The sequence below is a fragment of the Variovorax sp. 10N412 genome (assembly GCF_056394985.1).
Window position 1 is genome coordinate 341407 of sequence record NZ_JBFTIO010000005.1, and the last position, 25848, is coordinate 367254.

Below are 25848 nucleotides of genomic sequence, written 5' to 3' on the forward strand. Positions count from 1 at the left end.
CAGGTGCTGCGCAGATGCCGCGCTCAGAAACGCTCAGTTTCGACCGCAACGTACGCCTTAACCTGCCGATCAGGCGTGAGGCCGCACGACAGGTGGACACGCACGGTCAGGAGCAATCTCCTTGAGGCTTGAAAAAGAGATGCATTTCAAAGGCGCGGCGAGCGCTCTGCCCAAGACGCCGGGTCTCGTGGAGCAAGCCATGAGGCAACGGGACATCGATCTGGAACTGGCCGTCGCAGCGTTGCGCGACGCCACCGACGATGCGTCCGCCGCCGTGCATTCCGCGATGCACCAGGTGCGCCGCAAGGCGACGCTCAAACCACGCAGGCGCAAGGAGCCCGGGGCTCGCACTGGCGCGAGCGCGGCCCGGCCCCTCACCGTGGCGCAGCAGCTTCATCAGATTGCATACCAGCTTCGCTTGCTGGAATCGTCCGTCCTTCGTCCACCGGTGCGTTAGCACTGCGCCTTTCTTGTCGCCGCCGTTTCAACGAGGCGTGCGCTGCGCCGGATCGTAGAAAAAAGTCTCAGCCACCAACTGCTCGCCCTCCCAGCGCTGCCAGGCCACCTCTTCCATGTGGGTGGCCGTGCCGTCGGGCCATTCGAAATCGAACACCCAGCGGATGGCGACATGGTCGCCTTGAATGAGCGCGGGGCGCACGCAGCGAGACGCCATCGAACGGGCCTTGGCGTGGATCGCATGCTCGCGCGCCATGGCCGTGTCGCGCCCGACGCGCGGCGCCGACTGGTTTTCGCTCACCGCGGCGTCGGGGGCATAGAACGCCTCGACGGCCTGCGCATGGGCGTTGGCTTCGACGAGCGCAATGAAGCGTTCGAGCGTCTCGGGTGTGGGCATGGCGGGTCTTTCTGGAAAAAAAGGGGAGGGCGCGCCACTCTGCTTCTTCGCACCGGAAACGTCGATGACCTGCACGTCATGGCCGCTTGCATGGGCTGCCCTATGCTGCGCCCATGCACAACGACGCCATGAGTCCGGCCTTCCAGTTGGGCCAGCGCCTGCGCGGCTGGCGCGAGCGGCGCGTCCTGAGCCAGATGGCACTGGCGCTGCAGGCCGACGTGTCGACGCGGCACCTGAGCTTCGTGGAAACGGGCCGCGCCCAACCCGGACGCGACCTGATCCTGCGGCTTGCCGAAGAGCTCGAGATTCCGCTGCGGGAACGCAACATGCTGCTGGCCGCCGCCGGCTTCGCGGCCGTGTTCGAGCATCGGCCTTTCGACGATGCGTCGTTCGACTCGGTGCGCGCCATCATCGACGTCACGCTGGAGCGGCACCGGCCGTTTCCGGCCTTCGTCATCGACCGGCACTGGAACGTGGTGCGCGCCAACGGCGGCGTGCCGGCGCTCTACGAAGGCATCGACGCCTCGCTGTTGGAAGCGCCGACGAACGTCGTGCGCCTCATGCTGCATCCGCTGGGCATGGCGCCGCGCGTGCAGCACCTGCCTGCGTGGCGCTCCCACTTCATCGTGCAGATGCGCCGCCAGTTCGACCTGACCGGCGACCCGGGGCTGGGGTCGCTGCTGCGCGAGGCCCTGGCCTGGCCGGGCGGCATGGCGCCGGTCGACGAATCGACCGGCGGGCCCGCCATGACGCTGGACATCGACACACGCATTGGCAGGCTGTCGTTCATCAGCGCCATCACGGTGTTCGGCAGCCCGGTCGACGTGACCTTGCAGGAGATTGCGCTGGAGGTCATGCATCCGGCGAATGCGTTCACGGACACGGCGGTGCGGGAGGCCGAGGCGGTGCGTGCGGCGCGCCGCGCGGCACGCACGTAAGCCAATGCGACGGCCATTCGGGGCGCTTTTTCATCGGCTATCCTGAAGACACAATTTGTCTTGAGCTTGGAAAGAACCCATGGAAGAAGTGAAGATTCTGCAAATCATGCCCGCCGACGGATGGGTCGCTGTCTACGACGGCGGCGACGATGGTGAGATGGAAGAAGCCCTGGCCTGTTTTGCGCTGGTGTCGGTCGACTACAAGAATGGCGATGGCGCGCAGACCGAAGTCCGCGGCATGGCGCCTGACGGCAAGGCCATGGCCTTCGTGGAAGACACCGAGAACTTCCTGACGGTTCGCCGTGCCGAAGAAGCGGAAGAAGACGAGGACGAGGAAGAAAGCGAAGACTGAGGGGCGGGGCTGACCATCGCATGACCCTGGGACGCTTCCAATGCGACGGGATAGAGCCCCGTCGAATCGATGGCCGCGAACGTGGCGTCGACCTTCGTGAACGCATGTGACAGCGCAGCAAGCGTCGATAGCCTGAACCTCGGCTGCGAGAGCGAGCTTCGACGCTTTTTCAGGATGGCAGACTCGCGCTTTTTTTAGACGCAATGCGTGTTATGTTAAACGATGTACTCGTCAGAACCTGCGTGAGATAGCCACTATGTCAGTGAGCGGTCAGAAAGTCGTAAATCTCGCTCTAAAGCCCCCTGCGATCACATAAATTTGCTCTCAAGGGTCCTTTCCCGAGGAAATTTACGAGTTTGCATGGCGGGATCGCCCATTTAACGAGATGATTTACGAGTTTGCTGCCGTTGGGCCCCTTGCGGGCGTTCAACATTGCGGCCAGTAATTACGTTTGTCCCCAGCTTGGCTCGTGCGCACCGGTTGCAGCATGGCTCCGACCAGCAGGTTCATCGGCGGTCGGACGCCCTGGACCGCTGAAAGTTCGGCGAACATCGAAGCGCTTCCAGTCCGCAAGACCAGCCCGCAAGCAAGTGCTGCATTTGCTCAAGCATCAGCAAGCCGCGCATGCGAAGTTCCATCCGTTTGATCCAGGCGCAACATCATTCTGGGCGGATAGCTGTAACGCGTCGTTCCGTGAGCGGATACGCGGGGCTCACCTGGGCGCTGCCCACCTTCGGTCATTCGGTTCTGAAACGTCAGGTTTGCAGAACTTGGATAAGCATCTCCGACCTGCTGCTCTCCGCAAGCTGGAAGTGAGCTGAAGCAATTCACTTACTTGCACACTCTTCACGGTCAGCAACAAGGCGAATTGCCTTTTATTGTTAGCGCCAATGACAAGCAATACGACTGCCTGCGTGACCAGCAATGGCGGGCGAACCGGCCTGCCGCGAAGAGCGACATCTCCAGAGAGCCGATCAAGCCTGGCGATGGCCCGCCCCCAGAAGCGCTGATGGACACGTCGCAGCGCAAGCACACGCAACGCAAGGTGGTCTCACCCATCAACATCTCGGTCTGGGACAAGGCCCGATGGGGTGGTACCTGCTACGGATGGGCAGGCCGCCAGCCGCCATTCATGGGCTTGATGTTCAGAGATTTGGAGGCGGGCAAGAAGATCTTCACTGAGTGGCACAACCGGTGGGGCCGAGAGGACGCCGAGGACGCTTTGCGCGTCACGATCGTTACCGGCATCTACAAGAGTAACCCGCACCACTACGGCGTGATCGTTGGTCCCAACGTCGATCACATCACAGCGGACCTGAGATCCGGCGACACCGTTAGCATGGTCTCGAGGATCAATCGGATGACACCGGCAACATCGGAGAATCTGACGAATTTCCTTAAGGAGTTCAACAAGTTTGACGCCCTCTTCCTGGTACCCGCACAACTGCCAACCAGCAGCCAGAGCACGCCAGAGATCGATTTCAGGCTTGCACTCCTTAAGCGCCACTTGCACATCCGCCCAGCCTGGCAGATCAGCGAGAATGACCACGACATAGCCGCTCTGGATGACGATGAAGAGCCCTTCATTCCAGACGGTGTCTTGAACGCCCCCGTGATCAAGGCAATCGCCGCACGGCGCGCCCGAGGGAACGGACGCAAAGGTCCCGGCTCCGGCGACTCAAGCTCCTGACGACGGTCGCAAGCGCTGCGGCTGGGCAGCTTGCAAACCGGGAGCTTTGCTGCAATGAGCTCAGGACGTTGGTTGTCTCTTGAGGGCACCCACACGACGCCGGGCGTTATCCACGGACGGGGCCCTTGCGCATGTCAGTAGAGCGCCAGATTGCGGACCTCTCTGCTTGCCTCTGTGGAGGACCGCTTTCGCTGCAAAGCAGCCGTCTGTGATCTCCTGCCGACTTGGGCCCCCCTCGCGCAGAAGGTTGCGGTACCGCAGGCTCGCTTCGATTTCAGGAGACGCTGGGGACCAGGTTCTCGCCGCCGGAAACCTCCACCACGGTTCCGGTCACATACGAATTGGTCATGAGAAACAGCGCCGCATGACCAATGTCAGAAGCCTTCCCGGCGCGCCGCGATGGAAAACTTTCTTCCACCTTCTGGCGCAAGCCGTCGCGATGATCGTCCGGCAGAAAGCTCCACATGTCCGTGTCGATAAAACCCGGACGGATCGTGTTGACCCGGATGGGTGCGAGTTCCAGTGCGAGTGAGCCCGACAGTGCTTCCACTGCAGCGAACGATGAGGTGACAGCCGCGTAACCGACCTTCGGACGGGTGGCCATGCCGCCCGACAGGAAGGTGATCGAGCCGCCGGCCCGAAGATGTGGCGCGCCATAACGTGCGCATGCCCAACTTCCGAGGAACTTGCCTTCCATGTAGCTCCGCACACCGTGCATGTCAGCGTCCATGAAGGCGCCCCAGGTCCCCAGGTCCGGAGCCGCAGTCACGACCAGATGATCCAGTGGGCCTATGGTATCGAACGCTGTTCGGACGGCCGACTCGTCGCGCATGTCGAGGCCAACCTGCAAAATGCCCTCCAGGTCCGGGCGCGACTCGATCGGCGAAGTGCGACGGCTGGCGACGACCACCGTGGCCCCTGCTGCGCGTGCGGCCTGCGCCACCCCCAGGCCAATGCCTGTCTTGCCGCCCACCACGACGACTTTTTTTCCCGAAAGGTTCAGGGACGGAGCCACGATCTTGCCTGGCTGATTGGTTGCAGAAGTCATGTTTGATTCCTTTGTTCGATGGTTTGGTTGTCGTGTCACCCAGACCTTTGCAGTTGCTTTGCCTTGACGCTGTCGGTCCCGCTGGCTGGTGACACCGCAATGTAATTAGCCTTTCAGCAAGTGATAATCGACGAAATTTTCATATCAGCTAGTCTGTTTTGGAATAGATCGTCTGCAGCACACCGCTCCTGATCAAAGGAATTCCATGGATCGATTTCAAGAATTGGCTTCTTTCGTAGCCGTCGTCGAGGCCGGCGGTTTTTCCGCAGCGGCACGACGCATCGGAGAGTCGCAGTCCGCGGTCAGCAAATCCGTGAGCGCACTGGAAAGGCGTCTTGGCGTGCAGTTGCTCAACCGCAGCACGCGCAGCGTCGTCGTGACGGATCAGGGGCGGCAGTACTTTGAGCGGACCAAGCCGCTTCTTGAGGAAATGGCGCAGGCGGATGGCGAGTTGACGAACAGTTCGCTCCAGCTCTCCGGATTGGTTCGGGTGGCAGCCCCGTCCACTTTCGGACGGCTGCACGTCCTCCCCGTCGTTCCCGCCTTGCTGGAACTTCATCCGAAGCTGACGCTGGATCTCAGGCTGGGAGACGGCGTGCAGGATCTGCTCGCCGAGGGCATTGACCTGGCGATCCGGGTCAGCCCCGAACGCAGCCTAGACGCCGTGGTCAAGCGGGTCGTGAACACCTCGCTGGTCTGTGCCGGGTCGCGCCGCTACTTCGAGCGGTGCGGCATGCCAGAAACGCCCGAGGACCTGATCAATCACAACTGCCTCATCTACAACAGCATCGACAACTGGACGTTCAACGGACCGCACGGCCAGCGCAGCGTACGGGTGAGCGGAAATCTGTCTTCCAATACCGTCGAAACCATCCTCTCCGCAGTGCAGGCCGGCGTAGGCGTCGGGATGTTTTATGGAGCCTCGCTGGCCAGTCAAATGGGTGACCACGACGTCGTGACCGTCCTGGATGCCTTCATCGGCGAGACCCGCGACGTCAGCCTCATCTGGCCCAACCGGAAGTTCATCCCGGCGAGGGTGCGCGAGGTGACAGAATTCTTTGCGTCGGCGCTGGCTGAACGCATCTGGCCGGGACGCCCAAGCGTTGCAAACGGGCTCATTGCGACATCGGCCGATCGCTGAAGCGATAGGTCGATCGACGGTCCGAAGTGAGTGTGGTCGACAGCTTTTGCGAGCACCACGCGACATTCACTTCCTCGATCAGCGTTCTCAGCTCAAGCATCTAGCCGGTAGACGCGAGCGAGGGGCCGAAGAGCCCGGTATTCCGATAAGTCTCGATCATCGCGTCGTAAAGCGCGATGTCGGAGCGGCTCCTCGCGACGAGCTGAGCGCCGGCCACTGCGGCGTAGATGCCACGCGCTCGCGCTTCGCTCTGTTTGGCGTTTGCCACACCCGCCGCTACGAGCATCTTGCTCAGCCAGGTGACGTGAACGTCGGCATAGGTCTGGACTTCTTTCTTGACGGCGTCCGGCAGGTCGTCGTATTCGGCCGCCATGAAGCTGCTCATGCACAGGCGGTTTTCGTTGGCGAGTGACTGGCGAAACACGTTCGGGTACGCGCGCAGGCTCTGCAACGGATCTGCAGCATCGGCCGACAGGGCCTCCAACGCCGCAGCGCTGTCTTCCCAGTAGCGCTGTGCCACCGCGGAGCCGAGATCGGCCTTGCTCGGGAAGTAGTAATGAATGCTGGCGCTCTTGATCCCGACTGTCTCCGCGAGATCTCGGAAGTTCAAGCCGGCATAGCCATGCAGCTGGGCCGTCTGCCTGGCGGCCGCCAAGATGGCTTCTCGGGTCGTGGTGGCGATGGAACGGCTCCGCTTGTGGATGGTGGCTGCCCCGTTTGACACGGGGCTTCAGCCAATCAGTTTACGGCCCCGACTTATTTCTATCAAGTGGCAGATAGTTGTTGACGGCGTGAGCGTCGCTGCCTAGCATCGTTACCTACCAACTGATAGATAGAAAGACCATTCCATGACATCCGCTCTCATCCATCACGACGCGACCCAGCTGGCTCAGCTCATTCGCACCCGCGAGATTTCGCCGGTGGAAGTCGTCCAGGCGCACCTGGACCGCATTGAAGCCGTCAACCCTCGGGTCAATGCCATCGTCACCTTGGCGGACAACGCGCTCGCCGCGGCCAAGGCGGCGGAAGCAGCAGTCATGGCAGGCGCCGAGTTGGGCCCTCTGCATGGCGTGCCCTTTACGGTCAAGGATTCGATCGACACCGCTGGCGTCATGACGCAGCGCGGCTCCCCGATCTTCAGAGGCCGCACACCGGATGCCGACGCGACCAGCGTGGCGCGTTTGAAGAGTGCGGGCGGGATCCTGCTGGCCAAGACCAATCTCCCCGAGTTCTCCTACTGGATCGAGAGTGACAACCTCTTGTCGGGACGCACGAACAACCCCTGGAACTTGGAGCGCACACCGGGTGGATCGAGCGGCGGTGAGTCGGCCGCGATCGCGGCCGGCATGTCGCCGCTGGGCCTTGGCACTGACCTCGCCATCTCCGTGCGGGGCCCCGCCGCCCAGACCGGCATCACCTCTCTCAAGGCTACCCACGGCCGCGTTCCGATGACGGGAATCTGGCCACGGGCACCGCGACGCTTCTGGCATGTCGGCCCCATGGCGCGCAGCGTTCGCGATGTGGCGCTGGCTTACTCGCTCATGGCGGGGCCCGACGGCGCAGATGCCTTCTCATCGAGCGCAGGACCGTTCAATGCTGGGCTGGGCTTCTCGCCAGTTCGACCCCTGCGCGTGGGCTGGTTGATCGAGCCGGGTTTCGGACCGATCGACCCGGAAGTCGCGGCAACGGTGATGGCAGCGGCAGACGCGTTCAAGAGCCTGGGCCACGTCGTCGAGCCGGTGCGCATTGCGGCACTCGAGCGTGACTTTGCGCTGGATGTGTTCAACAAGCTGCACGTGATGGAAATGAAGCCCGACTTCGCAAGGGCCACGGCAGGTCGCGGCCAGGACGAGATCTACATGATGGCCAAGACCATGCTCGCCACCCCCGACACGTCCATGGCGGACTACATCGCTGCAGAGCAGGCCGCCGAGCGGCTGCGGGACGGCTTTGCCGACTACTTCAAAGGCTATGACGTGCTGCTCACGCCCGTGCAGCCGATCCCTGCTCAGAAACACGGCGTCTCCGAGTTCACCATCAACGGGCAGAAAGTCGACGCGACTTACCTGCAAGGTTCCACCGTGCCCTTGAACCTCACCGGCCTGCCCGGCATGTCGATCCGGTTTGGGACGAGCAGCGATGGCATGCCGATCGGGGTGCAGCTGGTGTCGACCTGGCTGGCGGAATCGACGCTGTTGCACGCCGCAGCGCAGCTGGAATCGGTGAGCACCGTTCGCCATTTGCACCCGAGCCTTTGACTTCGCGCACAGGGCGGTATTTCATGTGGCGAAGTCCGCTTTAGACTGGTTGCGGCCTGCCGCGCTAGTCCAAAGATCGGCCGCTTTTAGCCACCAAGCGGTCGCTTTCCAACGCACTACTACGGGCGTCAGTGCTTGCCAGATCAAATTTATCGCGTCATGCCGTATGGCGTTAGGTGACTCTGATTTTCGTCCACGTCCAACGAACGTCCGACGAACGGGAACGCGCGCTGCCGGCATTCGATGCGTTCGCAGACCTTGCAACCCATGCCGATCGAGGTAGCCGCCGTCGGGTCTCGCAGATCCAGTCCGCGAGCGTAGACCAGCCGGGAAGCATTGCGAACGTCACACCCCAGACCGATGGAAAAGATGCGCTGTGGCGAGCCGTACGCGCCTTCATTGCTCGTCACGGTTCGTGCAATCCAAAGGTAGCAGCGGCCATCGGGCATGGAGGCCAACTGGGGCAGGATGCGGCCCGGCTGCGCAAAGGCTTCATAGACATTCCAAAGCGGGCAGGTGCCGCCTGTGCGGCTGAAGTGGAAGTGCGTTGCAGACTGCCGTTTGGAGATGTTGCCGGCTCGGTCGACCCGAACGAAAAAGAACGGGACGCCCGGGGCGCCCGGACGCTGCAAGGTGCTGAGCCGGTGGCAGACCGTCTCGAAGCCGACGGCGAACTGTTTTCCCAGCAGATCGATGTCGTAGCGAAGCCGCTCGGCTTCGCCGAGAAACTGTCCGTACGGCAGCAGCACCGCGCCAGCGAAGTAGTTGGCCAGACCAACGCGTGCCAACTTTTTGGAAGGCGCATCGTGCAGCAACGCGTGGCCAGAGACGAGAGAGTCGATCGCGCCTGCCTGCTCAATGAGTGCCAGTTGCGTCGCGAGCTGAAAAACCTGTTGGGCCGGGTCAAGTGCCGCCGACACGCGCAACGTACGGTGCGCGGGGTCGTACTGCCGCTTGCCACCAAATTCGTCGGACAGCTGAATCACGCGCACCTTATGACGCTGAAGCAGGCGCTGCACCAGCCAGTCGGCCAAGAGTGCGCCGCGCACACCGGCTTCAGCGGCCAATGCCTCGGCGTTCCGGTCGATTTCTTCGAAGTGGTTCTGATGCGCAAAGAAGAAGTCGCGCACCGCCTCGAAAGGCATAGCCCGTGCTGAAGTGATGTCCGAACGGTCGTCGCCCATGCGCACCGCGATCGTCTCGAGATGCTCCTGCACCTCGAGGCTGCGCCGATGCAGGGCAATCAGCGCGCGTCCCAACGCGGGCATCTGCGACGCCACCTCCTTGAGTTCTGGAAGCGATACCGGTTCAGTCGCATCGGCCAGGGCTTCACGCATGCCGGCGATCAGACGCGCTTCCTCGTCCTCCGAAAACTCCTGGATGTTGATCCCAAGCGCTCGGTCGATCTTCAACAAGACGGCCACGGTGAGTGGCCGCTGGTTCTGCTCCAACTGGTTCAGGTAGCTGGGGGAAAGCCCGAGCGCATTGGCCATAGCGGTTTGGGACATCCCGCGCTCGGCGCGCAGCTTGCGCAGTCGTACCCCCATGAACGTTTTTTTCATCGTGTTGACAGGCCAAGCTCACTCATCTTCGCAAGATTTGCAATTTTGCTGAATTTGATTCGCAAGTCTTCACCCTTTCAGTCCTTTTGTGAAGCGCATTTTCTGCGTAAATTGCGAAGCATGACAACACCCACTGGAACAGCCGAGTTGCGCGAACTGGTGCTGCCGGTGCATGCCAATCACCACGACACGCTGTTCGCCGGGCAAGGGCTGCAGTTGATGGCCAAGGCGGCTTTTCTGGCAGCACGAGGACTGGCGCAGCAAGAGGTCGTGATGGCAAGCGTGACCAGCGTGGACTTTCTATCGCCGGTGGCGGTGGGCTACCAGCTCACCCTTCGCGGATGGGTCAGCCGTATCGGCCGCAGCTCGATGACCGTTTGTGTGAGCGGCATCGCCGACAAGCCGGGCATCCCGGCGGAAGAAGTCCTCAAGGGCGTGTTCGAGATGGTGGCAGTCGATGCCACCGGTCGCCCTGCCCCCATCAATCGCTCTTATCTGGACAAGGAAACAGCATGACCACCACGACCGAAACCACTGCACCTGCCTTCAAACCCAAGAAGTCCGTCGCTCTCTCCGGCGTCACCGCCGGCAATACCGCGCTGTGCACCGTGGGCCGCACTGGCAACGACCTGCACTACCGTGGGTACGACATTCTGGACGTCGCCGAGGTCTGCGAGTTCGAGGAAATCGCCCACTTGCTGGTGCACGGCAAGCTGCCGACGCGCGCCGAACTCGCCGCCTACAAGGCCAAGCTGAAGGCCATGCGCGGTGTGCCGGCCAGCGTGAGGCGGGCGCTGGAGCAGATTCCCGCCAACGCCCACCCCATGGACGTGATGCGCACCGGCGTCTCTGCTCTGGGCTGCACCTTGCCCGAGAAGGACGACCACGGCACGCCCGGCGCGCGCGACATTGCCGATCGGTTGATGGCATCACTGGGCTCCATGCTTCTGTATTGGTATCACTGGTCTTCGCAGGGCAAGCGCATCGAGCTGGAGACCGACGATGACTCCATCGGCGCGCATTTCCTGCATCTGCTGCACGGCAAGAAGCCCAGTGCCGAGTGGGAGCGCGCCATGCACACCTCGCTGAACCTCTATGCCGAACACGAATTCAACGCATCGACCTTCGCCGCGCGTGTGATCGCCGGCACCGGCAGCGACATGCACTCGGCGATCGCCGGCGCCATCGGTGCACTGCGCGGCCCCAAGCATGGCGGTGCGAACGAGGTGGCCTTCGAGATCCAGAAACGCTATGACAACCCGGCCGAGGCCGAGGTCGACATCCGCCGCCGCGTCGAGGCGAAGGAGGTCGTGATCGGCTTCGGCCACCCGGTTTATACGGTGAGCGATCCACGCAACGTGGTGATCAAGGGCGTGGCAAAGCGCCTGTCCGACGGTGCGGGCACCACCAAGATGTACGACATCGCCGAGCGGCTGGAATCGGTCATGTGGGAAGTCAAGAAGATGTTCCCGAACCTGGACTGGTTCAGCGCGGTGAGCTATCACATGATGGGCGTGCCGACGGCCATGTTCACACCGCTGTTCGTGATCGCGCGCACCAGCGGTTGGGCCGCGCATGTGATCGAACAGCGCGTGGACAACAAGATCATTCGCCCCAGTGCCAACTACACCGGCCCCGAGGATTTGAAGTTCCTGCCGATCGAAGAACGCCACTGAGCAATCCAATGCACATGCTCATGCCCCACGAAGAATTTCGCAAACCGCTGTCCGGCACCGCACTGGACTACATCGACGCCCGCGCCGCCGTCGACGCGCTGCAGGCCGGTGCCTGGGCGCGACTGCCGTATACCGCACGCGTGCATGCCGAGAACCTGGTCCGGCGCTGCGAGCCGGCCATCCTGAACGACTGCCTGCTGCAACTCATCGAACGCCGGCGTGATCGCGACTTTCCCTGGTTTCCCGTGCGCGTGGTGTGCCACGACATCCTGGGCCAGACGGCGCTGGTGGACCTGGCCGGCCTGCGCGACGCCATCGCGGCCGAAGGCGGCGACCCGGCGCAGGTGAACCCGGTGGTGCCGGTGCAACTCATCGTCGACCATTCTCTGGCCGTGGAGTGCGGCGGGTTCGATCCGCAGCCCTTCGAGAAGAACCGGGCCATCGAAGACCGGCGCAACGAGGACCGCTTTCACTTCATCGAGTGGACGAAACGCGCCTTCGCCAACATGGAGGTGATCCCGGCGGGGAACGGGATCATGCATCAGATCAATCTGGAGAAGATGTCGCCGGTGGTCTACGTGCAGGACGGCCTGGCCTTCCCCGACACCTGCGTGGGCACCGACAGTCATACGCCCCACGTCGATGCGCTGGGGGTGATCGCGGTGGGCGTCGGCGGCCTGGAGGCCGAGAACGTGATGCTGGGCCGCGCCTCGTGGATGCGGCTACCCGACATCATCGGCGTGGAGCTCACTGGCCGGCGCCAGCCGGGCATCACCGCCACCGACATCGTGCTGTCGCTCACCGAGTTCCTGCGCAAGGAAAAAGTGGTCGGTGCGTACCTGGAGTTCTTCGGCGAAGGCGCGCCGGGCCTGACGGTCGGGGACCGTGCCACCATCTCCAACATGTGTCCAGAGTACGGCGCCACCGCCGCGCTCTTCTACATCGACGAGCAGACGCTCACCTACCTGCGGCTCACAGGCCGTGAAGACACGCAGGTCGCGTTGGTCGAGACCTATGCGAAAACGGCTGGCTTCTGGGGCGATGCGCTGAAGACGGCGGTCTACGAGCGCGTGCTGAGCTTCGACCTGTCGAGCGTGGTGCGCAGCATGGCCGGCCCTTCCAATCCGCACCGCCGGCTGCCGACATCGCAACTGGCGGAGCGCAACATCGCGGTGGGCCTGGCCGATGTCCGGCAGCAGGAGGCCGCAGGCCTGATGCCCGATGGCGCGGTGATCATCGCGGCCATCACCTCCTGCACCAACACCTCGAACCCCCGCAACGTGATTGCCGCGGCGCTGCTCGCGCGCAACGCGAACCGACTGGGGCTCAAGCGCAAGCCGTGGGTCAAGTCGTCGCTGGCACCGGGATCCAAGGCGGTGGAGCTGTACCTGCGCGACGCCGACCTGCTGCACGACCTGGAGCAGCTCGGCTTTGGCATCGTAGGCTTCGCGTGCACCACCTGCAACGGGATGTCCGGCGCGCTGGATCCGAAGATCCAGAACGAGATCATCGAGCGCGACCTCTACGCCACGGCGGTGCTCTCTGGCAACCGCAACTTCGACGGCCGCATCCACCCCTATGCGAAGCAGGCCTTCCTGGCCTCGCCGCCGCTGGTGGTGGCCTACGCCATCGCGGGCACCATGCGCTTCGACATCGAGCGCGACGTGCTGGACGTCGTTGACGGCAAGGAAATCCGCTTGCGCGACCTGTGGCCGAGCGACTCGGAGATCGACGCCATCGTCGCGGCGTCGGTGCGGCCCGAGATGTTCCGCAAGGTCTACGAACCCATGTTCGCGATTCATGCCGACAGCGGAGAAAAAGTGAGTCCGCAGTACGACTGGCGGCCGCAGTCGACCTACATTCGCCGCCCGCCTTACTGGGACAGCGAAGGCGTGGGAGCACTGGCGGCCGTGCCGCGCACGCTGCGCGCCATGCGGCCGCTAGCCATCCTGCCCGACAACATCACGACGGACCATCTCTCACCGTCCAACGCCATCCTCATGGACAGCGCCGCCGGCGAGTACCTTCACAAGATGGGCCTGCCGGAAGAGGACTTCAACTCCTACGCCACGCATCGAGGCGATCACCTGACGGCCATGCGCGCCACCTTCGCCAACCCGCAACTCGTCAACGAAATGGCGGTGGTCGACGGCGTGCAGAAGAAGGGTTCCTTCGCGCGCATCGAACCCGAGGGGCAAATCGTGCGCATGTGGGAAGCCATCGAAACCTACTTGAACCGCAGGCAGCCGTTGATCATCGTGGCCGGCGCCGACTACGGCCAGGGCTCGTCTCGCGACTGGGCTGCCAAAGGCGTGCGCCTGGCGGGTGTGGAAACCGTGGTGGCCGAAGGCTTCGAACGCATCCACCGAACCAACCTTCTGGGCATGGGCGTGCTGCCGCTGGAGTTCAAGCCCGGTACCACGCGCCTCACCCTGGTCCTGGACGGCACCGAGACCTTCGACGTCGCCGGCAAACCCGCGCCGGGCGCCGACCTGACGTTGGTCGTTCACCGCCGCAGTGGCGAGACCTTGCAGGTGCCGGTGACCTGCCGCCTGGACACTGCGGAAGAAGTGTCGATCTACGAAGCCGGCGGCGTGCTGCAGCGTTTTGCGCAAGACTTCCTGGCCGCCAACAAGTCGACCGCTTGAAGACAACCACCCTCCTCATCGCAATGGCATCCGCTCCCCAGATCAAGATTCCCGCCGTCTACATGCGTGGCGGCACCAGCAAGGGCGTGTTCTTTCGCCTGCAGGACCTGCCCGCGGCGGCGCGCCAGCCCGGTCCCGCGCGCGACACGCTGCTGCTGCGCGTCATCGGCAGCCCCGATCCCTACGCCAAGCAGATCGATGGCATGGGCGCGGCCACCTCGTCCACCTCCAAGGCTGTCATCCTGTCGCGCTCCACGCGGCCGGACCACGATGTCGACTACCTCTTCGGCCAGGTCTCCATCGACAGCGCGTTCGTCGACTGGTCGGGCAACTGCGGCAACCTGTCGGCGGCGGTCGGGCCGTTCGCGATTGCGCAGGGCCTCGTCGATCCGGCGCGCATTCCGGAAAACGGCACGTGCACCGTGCGCATCTGGCAGGCCAACATCAGCAAGACCATCGTCGCGCACGTGCCCATCACCGCTGGCCAGGTGCAGGAAACCGGCACCTTCGAACTCGACGGCGTGACATTCCCAGCGGCCGAAGTGCCACTGGAGTTCATCGAGCCGGCCGACGAAGGCGACGGTGAAGGCGGTGGCGCGATGTTCCCGACGGGCAAGGTGGTCGAAGACCTCGACGTGCCGGGCGTGGGCACGTTGCGCGCCACGCTGATCAACGCGGGCATTCCGACCATCTTCGTCAACGCCGCCGACATCGCTTACACCGGCACCGAACTGCAGGACGCCATCAACAGCGACACCAAGGCCATGGCCATGTTCGAGACCATCCGCGCGCACGGCGCGGTGAAGATGGGCTTGATCAATCACGTCGATGAAGCTGGCAGGCGCCAGCACACGCCCAAGGTGGCCTTCGTTTCGCCGCCCAAGGACTACACGGCGTCCAGCGGCAAGGCAGTGGCCGCCGCGGAAATCGACCTACTGGTGCGCGCGCTGTCGATGGGCAAGCTGCACCACGCCATGATGGGCACAGCGGCCGTGGCCATCGGCACAGCTGCCGCCATACCCGGCACGCTGGTAAACCTCGCGGCCGGCGGCGGCGAGCGCCAGGCCGTGCGCTTCGGCCATCCCTCGGGAACGCTTCGCGTGGGCGCCGAGGCGAGCAAGGTCGACGGCGAATGGGTGGTCACCAAGGCCTTGATGAGCCGCAGCGCCCGCGTATTGATGGAAGGCTGGGTACGTGTTCCCGGCGACAGTTTCTGATCGGAATTACTCGAATGTCCACCCGCAAGCAGCTCAAGTCACTCGTCGAGGCCCGCCGCGGCCTGATCGTTCCCGGCGCATTCAACGCGCTGTCTGCAAAGGTCGTCGAAGACCTGGGATTCAAGGCGATCTACATCACCGGCGCCGGTGTCACCAACATGTGGTTCGGCATGCCTGATCAGGGCTTCATGGGCCTATCGGACATCGCCGATCACACAGCGCGCATCCGCGACGCGGTCAGCGTGCCGCTGATCGTCGATGCCGACACCGGCTTCGGCAATGCACTGAACGTGCGGCACACCGTCCGCACGCTCGAACGTGCCGGCGCCGACTGCATCCAGTTCGAGGACCAAGTGGCGCCGAAGCGCTGCGGCCATTTCTCGGGCAAGGAAGTGATCTCCACAGAAGAGGCCGTCAGCAAGATCAAGGCAGCCGTCGATGCGCGCCAAGATCCTGATCTCCTGCTCATGGCTCGCACCGACGCGGCCGCCACGCACGGGTTCGAAGCCGCTGTCGAACGGGCGCAGAAATTCGCCGAGGCCGGTGCGGACATCCTCTTCGTTGAGGCCGTGACCACGCCCGATGAGATTCGCGCGCTGCCCCGGCGTCTGGTCAAGCCGCAACTAATGAACATGGTGATCGGCGGCAAGACGCCTATCTTCAATGCCACGGACCTGGGTGAACTGGGCTATGGCATCGTGCTGTATGCCAATGCCGCGCTACAGGGTGCGGTGGCCGGCATGCAGAAGGCACTGACCGTGCTGCGCGACGTGAAGGAAGTGCAGGAATCCAGCGGACTGGTTGCGACCTTTGCCGAGCGCCAACGCCTGGTCAACAAGCCCGAGTGGGACGCGCTGGAGAAGCGCTACACGTGATGCGGCCTCCTGTGGAAGGTCACGGGGCGGCACGGCCGTGTCACAGGGCCGGGGCCTGCCCCTTGTCGACAAGGCCGCCTGATTGCCGTGCGAGCTCGACAAAGGACTTCAGGTAGTCGATGTCGGTGTCCGCTTCCCGCGCGCCCAGGAAGATCTGCTTGGCGATGCCGCGCGGACCCAGCCGCACAGGAACGATGTCCATCTTCTGCGCGTACTCCTCGACCAGCCAGCGTGGCAGTGCAGCCACCGCGCGGTCGCTCGCGACCATCTGCAACATGATGTCCGTGGTTTCGATCGACTTGTGGCGCCTGGGCGTCACGCCGGCGGGCATCAGAAACATGTTGTAGATGTCCAGCCGGTCGGTGGCAACCGGGTACGTCACCAGCACCTCCTGCGTCAGCTGTGCGGGCTTCACGTAAGGCACGTTGGCCAGGCGATGGCCGCGCGGCACCACGAGCACCTGCTCGTAGTCGAACACGGGTTCGTAGCGCAGACCGGGCTTGTAGAGCGGGTCGGGGGTGACCAGCAGGTCTATCTCGTAGCCGAAGAGCGCGCCAATGCCGCCGAACTGGAATTTCTGCTTCACGTCGACGTCCACGTCGGGCCAGCTCGCCAGGTAGGGCGACACCACCTTCAGCAGCCATTGGTAGCAGGGGTGGCATTCCATGCCGATACGCAGCGACCCGCGCTCGCCCTGCGCAAACTGGCGCAAGCGTTCTTCGGCCAGATCCAGCTGCGGGAGCACCCGGTTGGCCACCGCCAGCAGGTACTGCCCCGCCTGCGTCAGCCGCAGGCTGCGCCCTTCGCGTTGCCAGATTTCGGTGCCCATCTGGGCTTCCAGCTTGCGGATCGAGTGGCTCAGCGCCGACTGCGTCAGGTGCAGCACCTCTGCGGCAGTGGTAAGTGAGCCTTGCTTGTCTACTTCTTGGACGATGGAAAGATGAGCGCGCTCCAGCATGGCAAATGAGTGAGATTCATGGATGCGTGAATTAACACCATTTTACTTCACGGTTCGTCAACTCTACGATTCAACCTTTCCGTGATTGCCGGACGTTTGAGAAACCTTGATCGCCACACCAAAATGACACGTCCACTTCGCGCAGTAGCAGTTTCCGGCGGACTTCAACGCCCCTCCAAAGCCGTGGCCCTTTCGGAGCATCTGCTGGATCTGATCGCCGACGCAATTCCGTGCGAGCAACGCTTGGTCGAGCTGGGCCAGCTCGCACCGCACTTTGCGGGCGCGGTCTGGCGCTCCCAGTTGCCCGACGTGGTGGAGCGCGAACTTGCCGCGGTCGAGCAAGCTGACGTCCTGGTGGTGGCCACACCGGTCTACCGTGGCTCCTACACGGGACTGTTCAAGCACTTCTTCGACTTCATTCACCAGGACGCCCTGATCGACAAGCCGGTCTTGCTGGCTGCCACCGGCGGCAGCGAGCGCCATGCCTTGGTGATCGACCACCAGTTGCGGCCGCTGTTCAGCTTTTTTCAAGCGCGCACGTTGCCGTTGGGTGTTTACGCGACCGACCAAGATTTCTCGGACTACCGGCTGCAGAACGTGGCTTTGATCCAGAGAGCCCAGCTCGCAGTCCAACGGGCTTTGCCCCTTCTCGGGTTGGCAAAACTTGCACGATCGGTCCACGCTGAGGATGTGGTTGCGACCTGACACAAGCATCGGACTTCGAATCAAAACCAGCGCACCTGACCATCATGAGCAAACACTTCACCTTCAGCATCAAGAGCATCCGGTTCGATGAAAACTACCAGCCGTCGGACAGCACGCGCATCACAACCAACTTCGCCAACCTGGCCCGCGGGAACAGCCGCCAGGAGAACTTGCGCAACACCCTGAAGATGATCGACAACCGTTTCAACAGCTTGGCGCATTGGGACAACCCTACGGGAGATCGCTATGGCGTCGAGCTTGAAATCATCTCCGTTGAGATGAACATGGACGCCGGGAGCGGCAGTGACGTGTTCCCGCTGATTGAAATACTGAAACCGAACATCGTTGACAAGCAAACCGGCAGACGCATTGACGGAATTGCCGGGAACAATTTTTCGTCCTACCTCCGCGACTACGACTTCAGCGTCGTGCTTCCGGCGCACAACATCGACAGCTCCGAGTTCGGTACTCCCACTGATTTCGGCGACCTGCATGGGAAGCTTTTCAAGCACTTCCTGGGCTCGGATACCTACAAAAAATGGTTCGCCAAACCGCCGGTGATCTGCATCAGCGCCTCAAGCAGCAAGACCTACCACCAGTCTGGCAATCGGCATCCTGTCCTGGGCGCCGAATACCGGCAGAACGAGCTTTCCCCGACCGACCGATACTTCGAGAAGATGGGTATGCGGGTTCGCTTCTTTATGCCGCCAGACAGCGTCGCGCCGTTGGCTTTCTACTTTGTCGGCGATCTGCTGGGGGACTACACCGACCTCGAGCTCATCGGCACCATCAGCACCATGGAGACGTTTCAGAAAATCTATCGGCCCGAGATCTACAACGCCAATTCCGCAGCAGGAAGTTTCTTTCAACCCAGCCTTAGAAACTTGGACTACTCATTGACCCGCATCGTCTACGACCGAGAGGAACGGGGCCAGCTGGCAGTGAAACAAGGCAAGTTCACGGAGGAAAATTTCATCAAGCCGTACAAGAACGTTCTCGAGGAATGGGCTGCTGATTTCGCGCACTGACCAATCCAACAACATCCAAATCGCATTCATGAAGAATTCTTTGCCTGCCACGCAGCTCCCCTCCAGCTCGGTCTTCCCTGCGTCGAGCCATCCGCGTTCAAACGGTGTCGCGCAGCTCTTTGAATCCTCTGTTGCCGGGAGCCTGCCGAAGCCGGCTTGGCTGGCGGAAACCAACAAACTCTGGCCGCAATGGATGGCCGAAGGCGATGCACTGCGCCAAGCGAAGGCCGACGCCACCTTGCTGTGGATCAAGGCGCAGGAAGACGCGGGTCTGGACATCGTGGGCGACGGCGAGCAATCGCGGCAGCACTTCGTGCACGGCTTCCTCGAACAGGTCGATGGCATCGATTTCGAGCACAAGGTGAAGATGGGCATCCGCGACAACCGCTACGACGCGATGGTGCCGCAGGTCGTCTCCGCGTTGCGCCTCAAAGGCCGCGTGCATGCCTTCGAAGCACAGCTGGCGCGCGCGCATACGAGGAAGAAGCTGAAGTTCACCCTGCCCGGACCGATGACCATCGTCGACACCGTGGCGGACCGTTTCTACGGCGACAAGGTCAAGATGGCTTTCGCGTTTGCCGAACTGCTCAACCAGGAGGCCCTCGCGCTGCAGGCCGACGGTGTTGACATCATTCAATTTGACGAACCCGCCTTCAACGTCTACATGAAGGATGCCGCCGACTGGGGTGTGAAGGCGCTCGAGCGTGCAGCACAAGGCCTCACCTGCACGACGGCAGTGCACATCTGCTACGGCTACGGCATCAAGGCCAACACCGACTGGAAAAGCACGCTGGGCGAGGAATGGCGCCAGTACGAGACGGTGTTCCCTGCGCTGGCTAAAAGCAGCATCGACCAAGTGAGCCTGGAATGCATCCACTCCCACGTGCCCCCCGATCTCATGAAGCTGCTGGCCGGCAAGGACGTGATGGTGGGCGTGATCGATGTGGCCAGCGACGTGGTGGAAACCCCAGAGGAGGTGGCCGACACCATCGGTCGGGCGCTGGAATTCGTGCCCAAGGAGCGCCTATTCCCATGCACGAATTGCGGGCTGGCGCCGATGGGACGGGATGTAGCGTGGCGCAAGCTGCAGGCGCTCGCAGAGGGAACAAGGTTGGCCCGGGAACGGCTGACAATAGCCTGATTGATGCAACTTGTTCACTGACCGTAGTGGGGCCGGAAGCGGGCGTCCGCCGATTTTCGTTAGACGACTGCAGACGCTGCAAAGCAGTCTTCAGCGGTGACCTGCTAAGCCAACACCCGTGGCACATCCGCCCAGCGCGTCGTGTACTCCGGCGTCTTGAGTGACTGCTTCATCCGCCAAACCCGCTGGCCATCGGATTGCCCGGTACTCGCCAGCGAGACGGCACCGCGTCCATACCGGTCATTGAGCCGATCCATCGTGGCCATCAGCGCACTACGGTCCGGTGCTTCCTCATCCAGCGCCAGTTCCCCCTGATGCACGGAGGCATCCTGCAGGTCGAGCAGCATCACGCCCGCCTTCGCGTAGTTGAAGCCAGGCCGGAAGGCAGTCTTGACGGCCTGCGCCGCGGCCTGCACCAGCAAGGCCGTGTCCGCAGTAGGTCGTCGCAACGGCACCGTGATCGAACGCGAGTACTGCCTGTCCTGACGCCGGAACGGACTCGTGTGAATGAAGGCCAGCACCTGCACCGCATGGCTGCCCTGCTTTCTCAGCTTCTCGGCCGCACGGCTGGCGAACTGGCTCACCGCTTCGATCAGGTCTTTGAGTTCCGTCACCGGCTGGCCGAAGCTGCGCGTGCAGGCGATCTCCTTCTTGGAAGGCGGCGCATCCTCGAAGCCTACGCAAGCCTGCCCCTGCAGCTCCCGCACCGTGCGCTCCAGCACCACCGACCAACGTCCTCGCACCATCGCCGGATCGAGCCGGACCACATCGAGGACGGAGTTCAGACCTGCCTCCTTCAACTGCGCGCCAACTCGCCGACCGATGCCCTAGACCTCGCCGAGGTCGGTGGCGGAGAAGACCGCTTCGAGATCGCTTGCCGGCAAGGCGCTGAAGTTGCAGACGCGCGCCAGTTCCATCGGGTAGCTTCCCGGCTTTCGATCCGCCGTCTTGGCGATGTGGTTCGCGAGCTTGGCAAGGGTCTTGGTGGCGCCGATGCCGATGCCCACCGGAATGCCGATCCACTGCAGGATGCGCTCGCGCACCTTGTGGCTGCGCGCAACCAGGTCGCCGCCCATCGCGCTCAAGTCGATGAACGACTCGTCAATGCTGTAGATCTCCTGCTCGGGGCCGAGGCCCGCGGCAATCGCCATCATCCGGTTGCTCATGTCACCGTAGAGCGTGAAGTTGGCGCTGAGCGCCACCACCCCCGAATCCGGCAGCGACTGCTGGATCAGGTGCCAAGGCGCGCCCATGGCGATGCCCAGCGCCTTGGCCTCGTTGCTGCGCGCGATCGCGCAGCCGTCGTTGTTGCTCAGGACGATGACGGGCCGGCCCAGAAGGCTCGGGCGGAACACGCGCTCGCACGACACGTAGAAGTTGTTGCCGTCGACCAGCGCGTACATGACGGATTTCCCGAGTTCCGAAATCCGAACAGCTACTTCACGAAGCGCTTGATGGCGGCAGTCACGACGCCGCAAATGATGAGCTGCTGCCCTTCCTTGAAGGTAATCTCCGGGAAGGTCGGGTTGGCCGTCGTGAGCTTGATGCGGCCGCTGCGCTTGTAGAGGTACTTCACCGTGAAATCGCCATCGACCTGGGCAACCACGATGTGCCGGTGCACCGGCGTGATGGCCCGGTTCACCACGAGCAGGTCGCCGTCGCCGATGCCGGCCTCGATCATCGACTGACCGCTCACCTTCAGTAGAAGGTGGCCAGCGGGTGCGTGATGAGCAGATCGTTCAGGTCCTGGCGCTTGACCGCGAAGTCATCGGCCGGGGACGGGAAACCGGCGCGCAGATTGCCTTCGACCACGGGCAGAGGCAGCGCGATGGGCTCGACGCTGGCCCATGAAGCCAATGGCGGAATACTGTACATCCATCCAGTATATGGCTAGCATTCCATCATGAACTCCCCGACCGTCGAAATGAGCGCCGAAACTTGGATCGTCGCCTGCGCCGATCGCCTGCAGCAGCGCTGGCGAATGGTGGAAAAGTCCGAACTCCAGGCCGTGGCCAGCGAGCTGTGGCATGACGATCACCTCCGCGTCCTTGCCCCTGAGGAGGCGGCCAGAGAATGGCTCAAGCAGGTAGCATGCGAGCCATGTGCACCCGGTACATCAGCTCCACCGACCGCGAGACTGAAGGCGTCTGGAAGATCGACCGGCGCAACACCGAGTCGTGGCCGCGCCAGCTTTTTGGACCTGTGTCATTCCCCTGCATCTGCACGGCAGTTCCACTTGGGGACAGGTTCTGAACTGGCGCCAGGAAGTCAAGCCGGACATGCGTGATGCCCTCCTCGTTCGTCTGGCCACGATGAAGGTCAAAGAACCTTGGAAAACTTTCCCGCTTCAGGCGCTGACTGCCACGAGTGATGTGGCAGAGTTCTATGATCTGTTCAGCTAAATTGAGCCAGATGACAGCATTTAGCCCGTCCACCATCCGTCGTCAGGTACCGACTGGTGACTTGAAGTCTGATTCGATTACTTGCGCGACTTGTCGGGTGTACCCACGAACTCTTCCAAGCTTATCTCGCCATCGACAAAGCGTTGCGCATGAGCTTCGTGTTCTGCAGTTATCTTGAAACCTGATAGACCGAGAGAGGCGCGCGCAAAGTCCACTGCATCCTTTCGCTTGAGGCACGCCTCGGCAAAATTGTCAACTTTGGAAGTTGGGCTGTTCGTCATGGGAAACCTTCACATCGAATGTTGCCAAGTTTCATACGATACGCGTTCGTGAGGCAGCTTTGCAGCGGTTGCGGTCGTCCGGGCCGGAGCGCCGAACTTCCGCAATCCGCAGAAGCGGACCTTGCCAGCGCGCGGACTATTTACCCAGCCACCCGATGGCGGTCCCGCTCATAGATGCGCGCAGCCCGCTATTCGAATTTCATCAAAGTCTTGTCGATGCCTCATACACCCTGACCGCCCTTCGCTTCGCGCGAAGGTTGATTTGGAAGCAATGCCAAGGCGTGCCGATGACGGACGGTACTGATTTCGGAAGTCCGTCATCACTTGATCGAAATCAGACCTTTGCCGCGCCGTTCACCACCAGGTGATGCCCGGAAATCCACTGCGCATCGTCGCTGGCGAGGAACAGCACGGCCCCCTCCACGTCGGCAATCGATCCGATGCGCCCGAACGGAGACAGACTTGCCAATGCCTGGTAGTCGCTTTCCTGAAGCTTGGCGATGACGCCGGCGTCACGCAGTGGTCCGGGAACCACGCCGTTGACCGTGATGTTGCGGTTGCCCAGCTCTTGCGCCAGACATTCGACGTAGAGCCGGCCAGCGGCTTTGCTGCCCGCATAGGCGGTGAAGCCGGCGTTGGGCACGATGGTCGTAGTCGATGAGATCACGATGATCCGTCCACCATCTTGCACGTGACGCGCACTCTCTCTCAGAGTAAAGAACGTGCCGTAGACGTTGGTCTTGGTCACCGATTCGAACATCGCGTTGTCGATCTCCGTGATCGGCGTGTCGATCAACTCTCGCCCCGCGTTCGCGATCACTACATCGATACGGCCGAACCGTGCCAACACCTCGGCAAACATCGCGTTGACTGCTTCAGGGTCGCCGACATCGCCACCAACGGCCATTGCCTGTGCGCCTTCGGCGACGAGTGCTTGCACATTCCGGGCTGCAGATTCCGCGTCGCTGTTGTAGGTCAGCGCCACCGCCGCGCCTTCCCTCGCAAAGCGGCGCGCGAGGCTGAGTCCAAGTCCGCGCGAAGCGCCCGTGACCAGTACCACCTTGTTGGTCATGCGCATGATCAGGCTCCTTCGGCGTTGCGGGCGGTGGAGGACGCATTCGCTTCCCACAACGCCAGTTCCTGCTCGACGCTTGCCATCTTCCGGCGCATCCCGCCCATGGCGTCGGCGCCGAGGGCTGCATGCACGGGAGGATGATCGGCCTCCATCAATTTGATGATGGCCGCTGCACCCTTCTCAGGAACATTGGGCTGCTTGCCCTGCAGGTTGCCGATCGCCCCGCGGAATTTGCCCGCAGGCGTGTTCTCGTAAGCCTCGATCTTGTTCGCAGCGAAAGCCAGCGAGCGCCCCGCGAACTGGGTTTCGAAAATCCCGATGGTCAAGACGGTCACTGCAACGCCAAACGGCGCGAGCTCGGCTGCCAGTGCCTCGCCAAGAATGTCGGTTGCGCCTTTGGCTGCGGAATACACGCCCATGCCCGGGAAACCGATAAATCCACCGATGGCAGAGAACTGGATGACATGCCCAGAGCCCTGCTGGCGCATCGCTGGTGTGACAGCCCGGATCACGTTGAGGCCACCGAAGAAGTTGAGGTCGAAAACCCGGCGAGCCTCAGCGTCCGAGAATTCCTCCACTGCGCCAATGATGCCGGCGCCAGCGCAGTTCGCGACGATGTCGATGCGACCGAACCGGGCCAACACCTGGGCGACACCCGCCTTCACTGCCGCATCATCGGTAACGTCTGCGAGGACACCGAGACCCTGTTTCTCATGCTTGGCGTTGTAGGCGTCGACTTCCGCTTGCTTACGGAAAGTGGCGGCGACCAGGGCCCCTTTTTCCAGAAGTTGATGCGCCAGTTCATGCCCCAAACCCGACGAAGCACCGGTGACCAGAACCACTTTTCCGCTGACTGATTTCATTCTCTTTTCCTTGATTCGAGTCCCGCAAGATGGCGGGAGCCAGCGAGAATCCTAGGATTTCGAACTTCGGCCAACAAGCCGTAATTGTGAGACGCATCGTCCACACAGTTGGATCATGATCGGCCAATTCCATCGATAGGCTTGGCGAGGCTGCGCCAACCCGCTCTGGCTGCAGCGTCAGCTCAATAGCGCCTTCCACCTGAGGCAACTGGATTTACGTGCGCCGTTTAGATCTCAACGATTTCTTCATCTTCGTCAACGTTGTTGATAGAGGAGGATTCACTGCTGCCGGCAATAGTTTGGGAATGCCGAAATCAACCCTAAGCCATCGAATGCAGCAATTGGAGAGTGACCTAGGAGTGCGCCTGCTAAGCCGAACGTCGCGACGGTTTGGCATGACCGAGGCTGGCAGCGAGTTTTACCGCCATGCAGTATCGACATTGCGAGAGGCAGAGTTAGCCGAAATGTCCGTACGAGTTCGGCTGGCCGAGCCTGTGGGAACCATACGCTGCACGGCGGGTTTGGCCACAATGCATTTCGCCATGTCGGGAATGATCGCCGAGTTTCTAACCCGTTATTCGAAGGTGAGCATCGTCGCCCACGCTGCGGACCGCACCGTAGACATCGTCGGGGAAAACTACGATGTGGCAATACGTGCTCATTCCGATCCTTTGCCGGACGCAGACCTGATCCAGAGGACTTTGTCACCAGCACCCTGGTTTCTATTTGCAGGGTCGAATTACGTTGCCGAAAATGGAATCCCGGAGACGCCACTGCAGCTGGGCATGCATTCGTCGGTTTTCTTCGCCCGGGCAAATGCTTCGCACCATTGGAGATTGCGTCATGCAACGCTTCAATTGGAAGAGGTCGTGATACCCATTGCACCCAGACTGCAAAGCGATGACATGTTGAGCTTGCAGCAGGCAGCCATTCAGGGCCTGGGCATCGTTGCGTTGCCGGGATACATTGCCAGAGCAGCGGTGCTGAGAGGCGAACTGATACGAGTACTGCCCGAGTGGATTGCACGAGATGCGACGATCACTGCCTTGGTTCCGTCTCGCAAGGGATTGTTGCCTTCGGTGCGGGTCTTTTTGGATCATCTCGCTGCAGAATTTCCAAAGATCGTTCTAGCCTAAC

General features: G+C 62.2%; 26 protein-coding genes and 1 pseudogene. 16 read left to right on the forward strand and 11 right to left on the reverse strand.

Annotation, left to right across the window (positions count from 1 at the left end; genetic code table 11):
• Positions 1 to 121 precede the first annotated feature (121 nt).
• A complete protein-coding gene (locus AC1DJH_RS15660; protein ID WP_478186273.1) occupies positions 122 to 457 on the forward strand; it encodes a hypothetical protein in 336 nt (111 codons plus the stop codon).
• Between the two features lie 27 nt (positions 458 to 484).
• Here the strand turns inward: AC1DJH_RS15660 and AC1DJH_RS15665 are convergent, their stop codons facing one another.
• Complete coding sequence (locus AC1DJH_RS15665) at positions 485 to 853, reverse strand: nuclear transport factor 2-like protein (protein WP_478186274.1); 369 nt, start codon at positions 851 to 853, stop codon at positions 485 to 487.
• A gap of 113 nt (positions 854 to 966) precedes the next feature.
• On the opposite strand from AC1DJH_RS15665, the gene AC1DJH_RS15670 reads away from it, so the two are divergent.
• The 3 genes from AC1DJH_RS15670 (at position 967) to AC1DJH_RS15680 (ending at position 3833) form a co-directional block, all read left to right on the forward strand.
• Positions 967 to 1791, forward strand: a complete 825-nt coding sequence (locus AC1DJH_RS15670) for a helix-turn-helix domain-containing protein (RefSeq protein ID WP_478186275.1) — start codon at positions 967 to 969, stop codon at positions 1789 to 1791.
• Positions 1792 to 1870: 79 nt separating this feature from the next.
• Positions 1871 to 2143 (forward strand): hypothetical protein, encoded by a 273-nt coding sequence (locus AC1DJH_RS15675; RefSeq protein WP_478186276.1) that lies wholly within the window; start codon positions 1871 to 1873, stop codon positions 2141 to 2143.
• Positions 2144 to 2978: 835 nt separating this feature from the next.
• On the forward strand, positions 2979 to 3833 hold the full coding sequence (locus AC1DJH_RS15680) for a hypothetical protein (RefSeq protein ID WP_478186277.1): 855 nt from the start codon (positions 2979 to 2981) through the stop codon (positions 3831 to 3833).
• 274 nt (positions 3834 to 4107) lie between these two features.
• Here the strand turns inward: AC1DJH_RS15680 and AC1DJH_RS15685 are convergent, their stop codons facing one another.
• Positions 4108 to 4881, reverse strand: coding sequence for an SDR family oxidoreductase (locus tag AC1DJH_RS15685; protein WP_478186278.1), 774 nt, complete (start codon positions 4879 to 4881; stop codon positions 4108 to 4110).
• Between the two features lie 205 nt (positions 4882 to 5086).
• Here AC1DJH_RS15685 and AC1DJH_RS15690 point away from each other — a divergent pair, with 205 nt between their 5' ends.
• Positions 5087 to 6022: a LysR family transcriptional regulator gene (locus AC1DJH_RS15690; RefSeq protein WP_478186279.1), complete on the forward strand. Its 936-nt coding sequence runs from the start codon at positions 5087 to 5089 to the stop codon at positions 6020 to 6022.
• A gap of 100 nt (positions 6023 to 6122) precedes the next feature.
• Here the strand turns inward: AC1DJH_RS15690 and AC1DJH_RS15695 are convergent, their stop codons facing one another.
• On the reverse strand, positions 6123 to 6677 hold the full coding sequence (locus AC1DJH_RS15695; RefSeq protein WP_478186280.1) for a TetR/AcrR family transcriptional regulator: 555 nt from the start codon (positions 6675 to 6677) through the stop codon (positions 6123 to 6125).
• 193 nt (positions 6678 to 6870) lie between these two features.
• On the opposite strand from AC1DJH_RS15695, the gene AC1DJH_RS15700 reads away from it, so the two are divergent.
• Complete coding sequence (locus AC1DJH_RS15700) at positions 6871 to 8280, forward strand: amidase (protein ID WP_478186281.1); 1410 nt, start codon at positions 6871 to 6873, stop codon at positions 8278 to 8280.
• A gap of 149 nt (positions 8281 to 8429) precedes the next feature.
• On the opposite strand, the gene AC1DJH_RS15705 is transcribed toward AC1DJH_RS15700, so the two are convergent.
• Positions 8430 to 9842, reverse strand: a complete 1413-nt coding sequence (locus AC1DJH_RS15705; protein ID WP_086928896.1) for a short-chain fatty acyl-CoA regulator family protein — start codon at positions 9840 to 9842, stop codon at positions 8430 to 8432.
• Between the two features lie 120 nt (positions 9843 to 9962).
• Here AC1DJH_RS15705 and AC1DJH_RS15710 point away from each other — a divergent pair, with 120 nt between their 5' ends.
• Genes AC1DJH_RS15710 through AC1DJH_RS15730 form a run of 5 tightly spaced genes read left to right on the forward strand, consistent with a single transcriptional unit; the run spans position 9963 to position 16258 of the window.
• Complete coding sequence (locus AC1DJH_RS15710; RefSeq protein WP_086914300.1) at positions 9963 to 10358, forward strand: acyl-CoA thioesterase; 396 nt, start codon at positions 9963 to 9965, stop codon at positions 10356 to 10358.
• Positions 10355 to 11518 carry a bifunctional 2-methylcitrate synthase/citrate synthase gene (gene prpC / locus AC1DJH_RS15715; RefSeq protein ID WP_472126177.1) on the forward strand — a complete coding sequence of 388 codons (1164 nt, stop codon included), beginning with the start codon at positions 10355 to 10357 and terminating at the stop codon, positions 11516 to 11518. Before AC1DJH_RS15710 ends, prpC begins: the two co-directional genes overlap by 4 nt.
• A 20-nt stretch (positions 11519 to 11538) precedes the next feature.
• Positions 11539 to 14166, forward strand: a complete 2628-nt coding sequence (gene acnD, locus AC1DJH_RS15720) for a Fe/S-dependent 2-methylisocitrate dehydratase AcnD (protein ID WP_478186282.1) — start codon at positions 11539 to 11541, stop codon at positions 14164 to 14166.
• A gap of 23 nt (positions 14167 to 14189) precedes the next feature.
• Complete coding sequence (prpF, locus tag AC1DJH_RS15725; protein WP_472126180.1) at positions 14190 to 15383, forward strand: 2-methylaconitate cis-trans isomerase PrpF; 1194 nt, start codon at positions 14190 to 14192, stop codon at positions 15381 to 15383.
• Between the two features lie 14 nt (positions 15384 to 15397).
• Entirely contained in the window at positions 15398 to 16258 is an 861-nt protein-coding gene (locus tag AC1DJH_RS15730; RefSeq protein WP_478186283.1) for an isocitrate lyase/PEP mutase family protein, read from the forward strand.
• Positions 16259 to 16298: 40 nt separating this feature from the next.
• On the opposite strand, the gene AC1DJH_RS15735 is transcribed toward AC1DJH_RS15730, so the two are convergent.
• Positions 16299 to 17216 (reverse strand): LysR family transcriptional regulator, encoded by a 918-nt coding sequence (locus AC1DJH_RS15735; protein WP_478186284.1) that lies wholly within the window; start codon positions 17214 to 17216, stop codon positions 16299 to 16301.
• Between the two features lie 123 nt (positions 17217 to 17339).
• Here AC1DJH_RS15735 and msuE point away from each other — a divergent pair, with 123 nt between their 5' ends.
• The 3 genes from msuE to AC1DJH_RS15750 are packed head-to-tail and all read left to right on the forward strand — an operon-like array spanning position 17340 to position 20090.
• Positions 17340 to 17921, forward strand: coding sequence for an FMN reductase (msuE, locus tag AC1DJH_RS15740; protein ID WP_086914295.1), 582 nt, complete (start codon positions 17340 to 17342; stop codon positions 17919 to 17921).
• 44 nt (positions 17922 to 17965) lie between these two features.
• Positions 17966 to 18949 (forward strand): DUF1852 domain-containing protein, encoded by a 984-nt coding sequence (locus AC1DJH_RS15745; RefSeq protein ID WP_478186285.1) that lies wholly within the window; start codon positions 17966 to 17968, stop codon positions 18947 to 18949.
• Positions 18950 to 18977: 28 nt separating this feature from the next.
• On the forward strand, positions 18978 to 20090 hold the full coding sequence (locus AC1DJH_RS15750; RefSeq protein ID WP_236749287.1) for a methionine synthase: 1113 nt from the start codon (positions 18978 to 18980) through the stop codon (positions 20088 to 20090).
• 104 nt (positions 20091 to 20194) lie between these two features.
• Here AC1DJH_RS15750 and AC1DJH_RS15755 read toward each other — a convergent pair.
• The 3 genes and pseudogenes from AC1DJH_RS15755 to AC1DJH_RS15765 all read right to left on the reverse strand — a co-directional run bounded on the left by AC1DJH_RS15755 (position 20195) and on the right by AC1DJH_RS15765 (position 21965).
• Positions 20195 to 21493, reverse strand: a pseudogene (locus tag AC1DJH_RS15755) (Y-family DNA polymerase).
• 32 nt (positions 21494 to 21525) lie between these two features.
• On the reverse strand, positions 21526 to 21786 hold the full coding sequence (locus AC1DJH_RS15760; RefSeq protein WP_478186286.1) for a LexA family protein: 261 nt from the start codon (positions 21784 to 21786) through the stop codon (positions 21526 to 21528).
• A 2-nt stretch (positions 21787 to 21788) separates the two neighbouring features.
• The gene (locus tag AC1DJH_RS15765; protein WP_478186287.1) at positions 21789 to 21965 is read right to left on the reverse strand and encodes a hypothetical protein; all 177 of its coding nucleotides are present in this window, start codon (positions 21963 to 21965) and stop codon (positions 21789 to 21791) included.
• A 302-nt stretch (positions 21966 to 22267) separates the two neighbouring features.
• Here AC1DJH_RS15765 and AC1DJH_RS15770 point away from each other — a divergent pair, with 302 nt between their 5' ends.
• Positions 22268 to 22492, forward strand: a complete 225-nt coding sequence (locus tag AC1DJH_RS15770) for a hypothetical protein (RefSeq protein ID WP_472126189.1) — start codon at positions 22268 to 22270, stop codon at positions 22490 to 22492.
• A 77-nt stretch (positions 22493 to 22569) separates the two neighbouring features.
• Here AC1DJH_RS15770 and AC1DJH_RS15775 read toward each other — a convergent pair whose 3' ends face one another.
• From AC1DJH_RS15775 to AC1DJH_RS15785, 3 genes are all read right to left on the reverse strand, one after another.
• Positions 22570 to 22773 (reverse strand): antitoxin VbhA family protein, encoded by a 204-nt coding sequence (locus AC1DJH_RS15775; protein ID WP_472126192.1) that lies wholly within the window; start codon positions 22771 to 22773, stop codon positions 22570 to 22572.
• Between the two features lie 334 nt (positions 22774 to 23107).
• Positions 23108 to 23851 (reverse strand): SDR family NAD(P)-dependent oxidoreductase, encoded by a 744-nt coding sequence (locus AC1DJH_RS15780; RefSeq protein ID WP_478186288.1) that lies wholly within the window; start codon positions 23849 to 23851, stop codon positions 23108 to 23110.
• A 2-nt stretch (positions 23852 to 23853) separates the two neighbouring features.
• Positions 23854 to 24711 (reverse strand): SDR family NAD(P)-dependent oxidoreductase, encoded by an 858-nt coding sequence (locus AC1DJH_RS15785; protein ID WP_472126198.1) that lies wholly within the window; start codon positions 24709 to 24711, stop codon positions 23854 to 23856.
• 218 nt (positions 24712 to 24929) lie between these two features.
• Between AC1DJH_RS15785 and AC1DJH_RS15790 the strand changes: the two genes are divergently transcribed.
• Complete coding sequence (locus AC1DJH_RS15790) at positions 24930 to 25847, forward strand: LysR substrate-binding domain-containing protein (protein WP_478186289.1); 918 nt, start codon at positions 24930 to 24932, stop codon at positions 25845 to 25847.
• Position 25848: the final 1 nt, after the last annotated feature.

Bases quoted from the DNA above. Each gene is read 5' to 3' on its own strand.
- acnD (WP_478186282.1), top strand. From the start codon at position 11,539: ATGCCCCACGAAGAATTTCGCAAACCGCTGTCCGGCACCGCACTGGAC.
- AC1DJH_RS15750 (WP_236749287.1), top strand. From the start codon at position 18,978: ATGAAGAATTCTTTGCCTGCCACGCAGCTCCCCTCCAGCTCGGTCTTC.
- AC1DJH_RS15710 (WP_086914300.1), top strand. From the start codon at position 9,963: ATGACAACACCCACTGGAACAGCCGAGTTGCGCGAACTGGTGCTGCCG.
- AC1DJH_RS15745 (WP_478186285.1), top strand. From the start codon at position 17,966: ATGAGCAAACACTTCACCTTCAGCATCAAGAGCATCCGGTTCGATGAA.
- prpC (WP_472126177.1), top strand. From the start codon at position 10,355: ATGACCACCACGACCGAAACCACTGCACCTGCCTTCAAACCCAAGAAG.
- AC1DJH_RS15665 (WP_478186274.1), bottom strand. From the start codon at position 853: ATGCCCACACCCGAGACGCTCGAACGCTTCATTGCGCTCGTCGAAGCC.
- AC1DJH_RS15705 (WP_086928896.1), bottom strand. From the start codon at position 9,842: ATGAAAAAAACGTTCATGGGGGTACGACTGCGCAAGCTGCGCGCCGAG.
- AC1DJH_RS15735 (WP_478186284.1), bottom strand. From the start codon at position 17,216: ATGCTGGAGCGCGCTCATCTTTCCATCGTCCAAGAAGTAGACAAGCAA.
- msuE (WP_086914295.1), top strand. From the start codon at position 17,340: ATGACACGTCCACTTCGCGCAGTAGCAGTTTCCGGCGGACTTCAACGC.
- AC1DJH_RS15675 (WP_478186276.1), top strand. From the start codon at position 1,871: ATGGAAGAAGTGAAGATTCTGCAAATCATGCCCGCCGACGGATGGGTC.
- prpF (WP_472126180.1), top strand. From the start codon at position 14,190: ATGGCATCCGCTCCCCAGATCAAGATTCCCGCCGTCTACATGCGTGGC.
- AC1DJH_RS15670 (WP_478186275.1), top strand. From the start codon at position 967: ATGCACAACGACGCCATGAGTCCGGCCTTCCAGTTGGGCCAGCGCCTG.
- AC1DJH_RS15765 (WP_478186287.1), bottom strand. From the start codon at position 21,965: ATGTACAGTATTCCGCCATTGGCTTCATGGGCCAGCGTCGAGCCCATC.
- AC1DJH_RS15685 (WP_478186278.1), bottom strand. From the start codon at position 4,881: ATGACTTCTGCAACCAATCAGCCAGGCAAGATCGTGGCTCCGTCCCTG.
- AC1DJH_RS15700 (WP_478186281.1), top strand. From the start codon at position 6,871: ATGACATCCGCTCTCATCCATCACGACGCGACCCAGCTGGCTCAGCTC.
- AC1DJH_RS15785 (WP_472126198.1), bottom strand. From the start codon at position 24,711: ATGAAATCAGTCAGCGGAAAAGTGGTTCTGGTCACCGGTGCTTCGTCG.
- AC1DJH_RS15775 (WP_472126192.1), bottom strand. From the start codon at position 22,773: ATGACGAACAGCCCAACTTCCAAAGTTGACAATTTTGCCGAGGCGTGC.
- AC1DJH_RS15730 (WP_478186283.1), top strand. From the start codon at position 15,398: ATGTCCACCCGCAAGCAGCTCAAGTCACTCGTCGAGGCCCGCCGCGGC.
- AC1DJH_RS15690 (WP_478186279.1), top strand. From the start codon at position 5,087: ATGGATCGATTTCAAGAATTGGCTTCTTTCGTAGCCGTCGTCGAGGCC.
- AC1DJH_RS15780 (WP_478186288.1), bottom strand. From the start codon at position 23,851: ATGCGCATGACCAACAAGGTGGTACTGGTCACGGGCGCTTCGCGCGGA.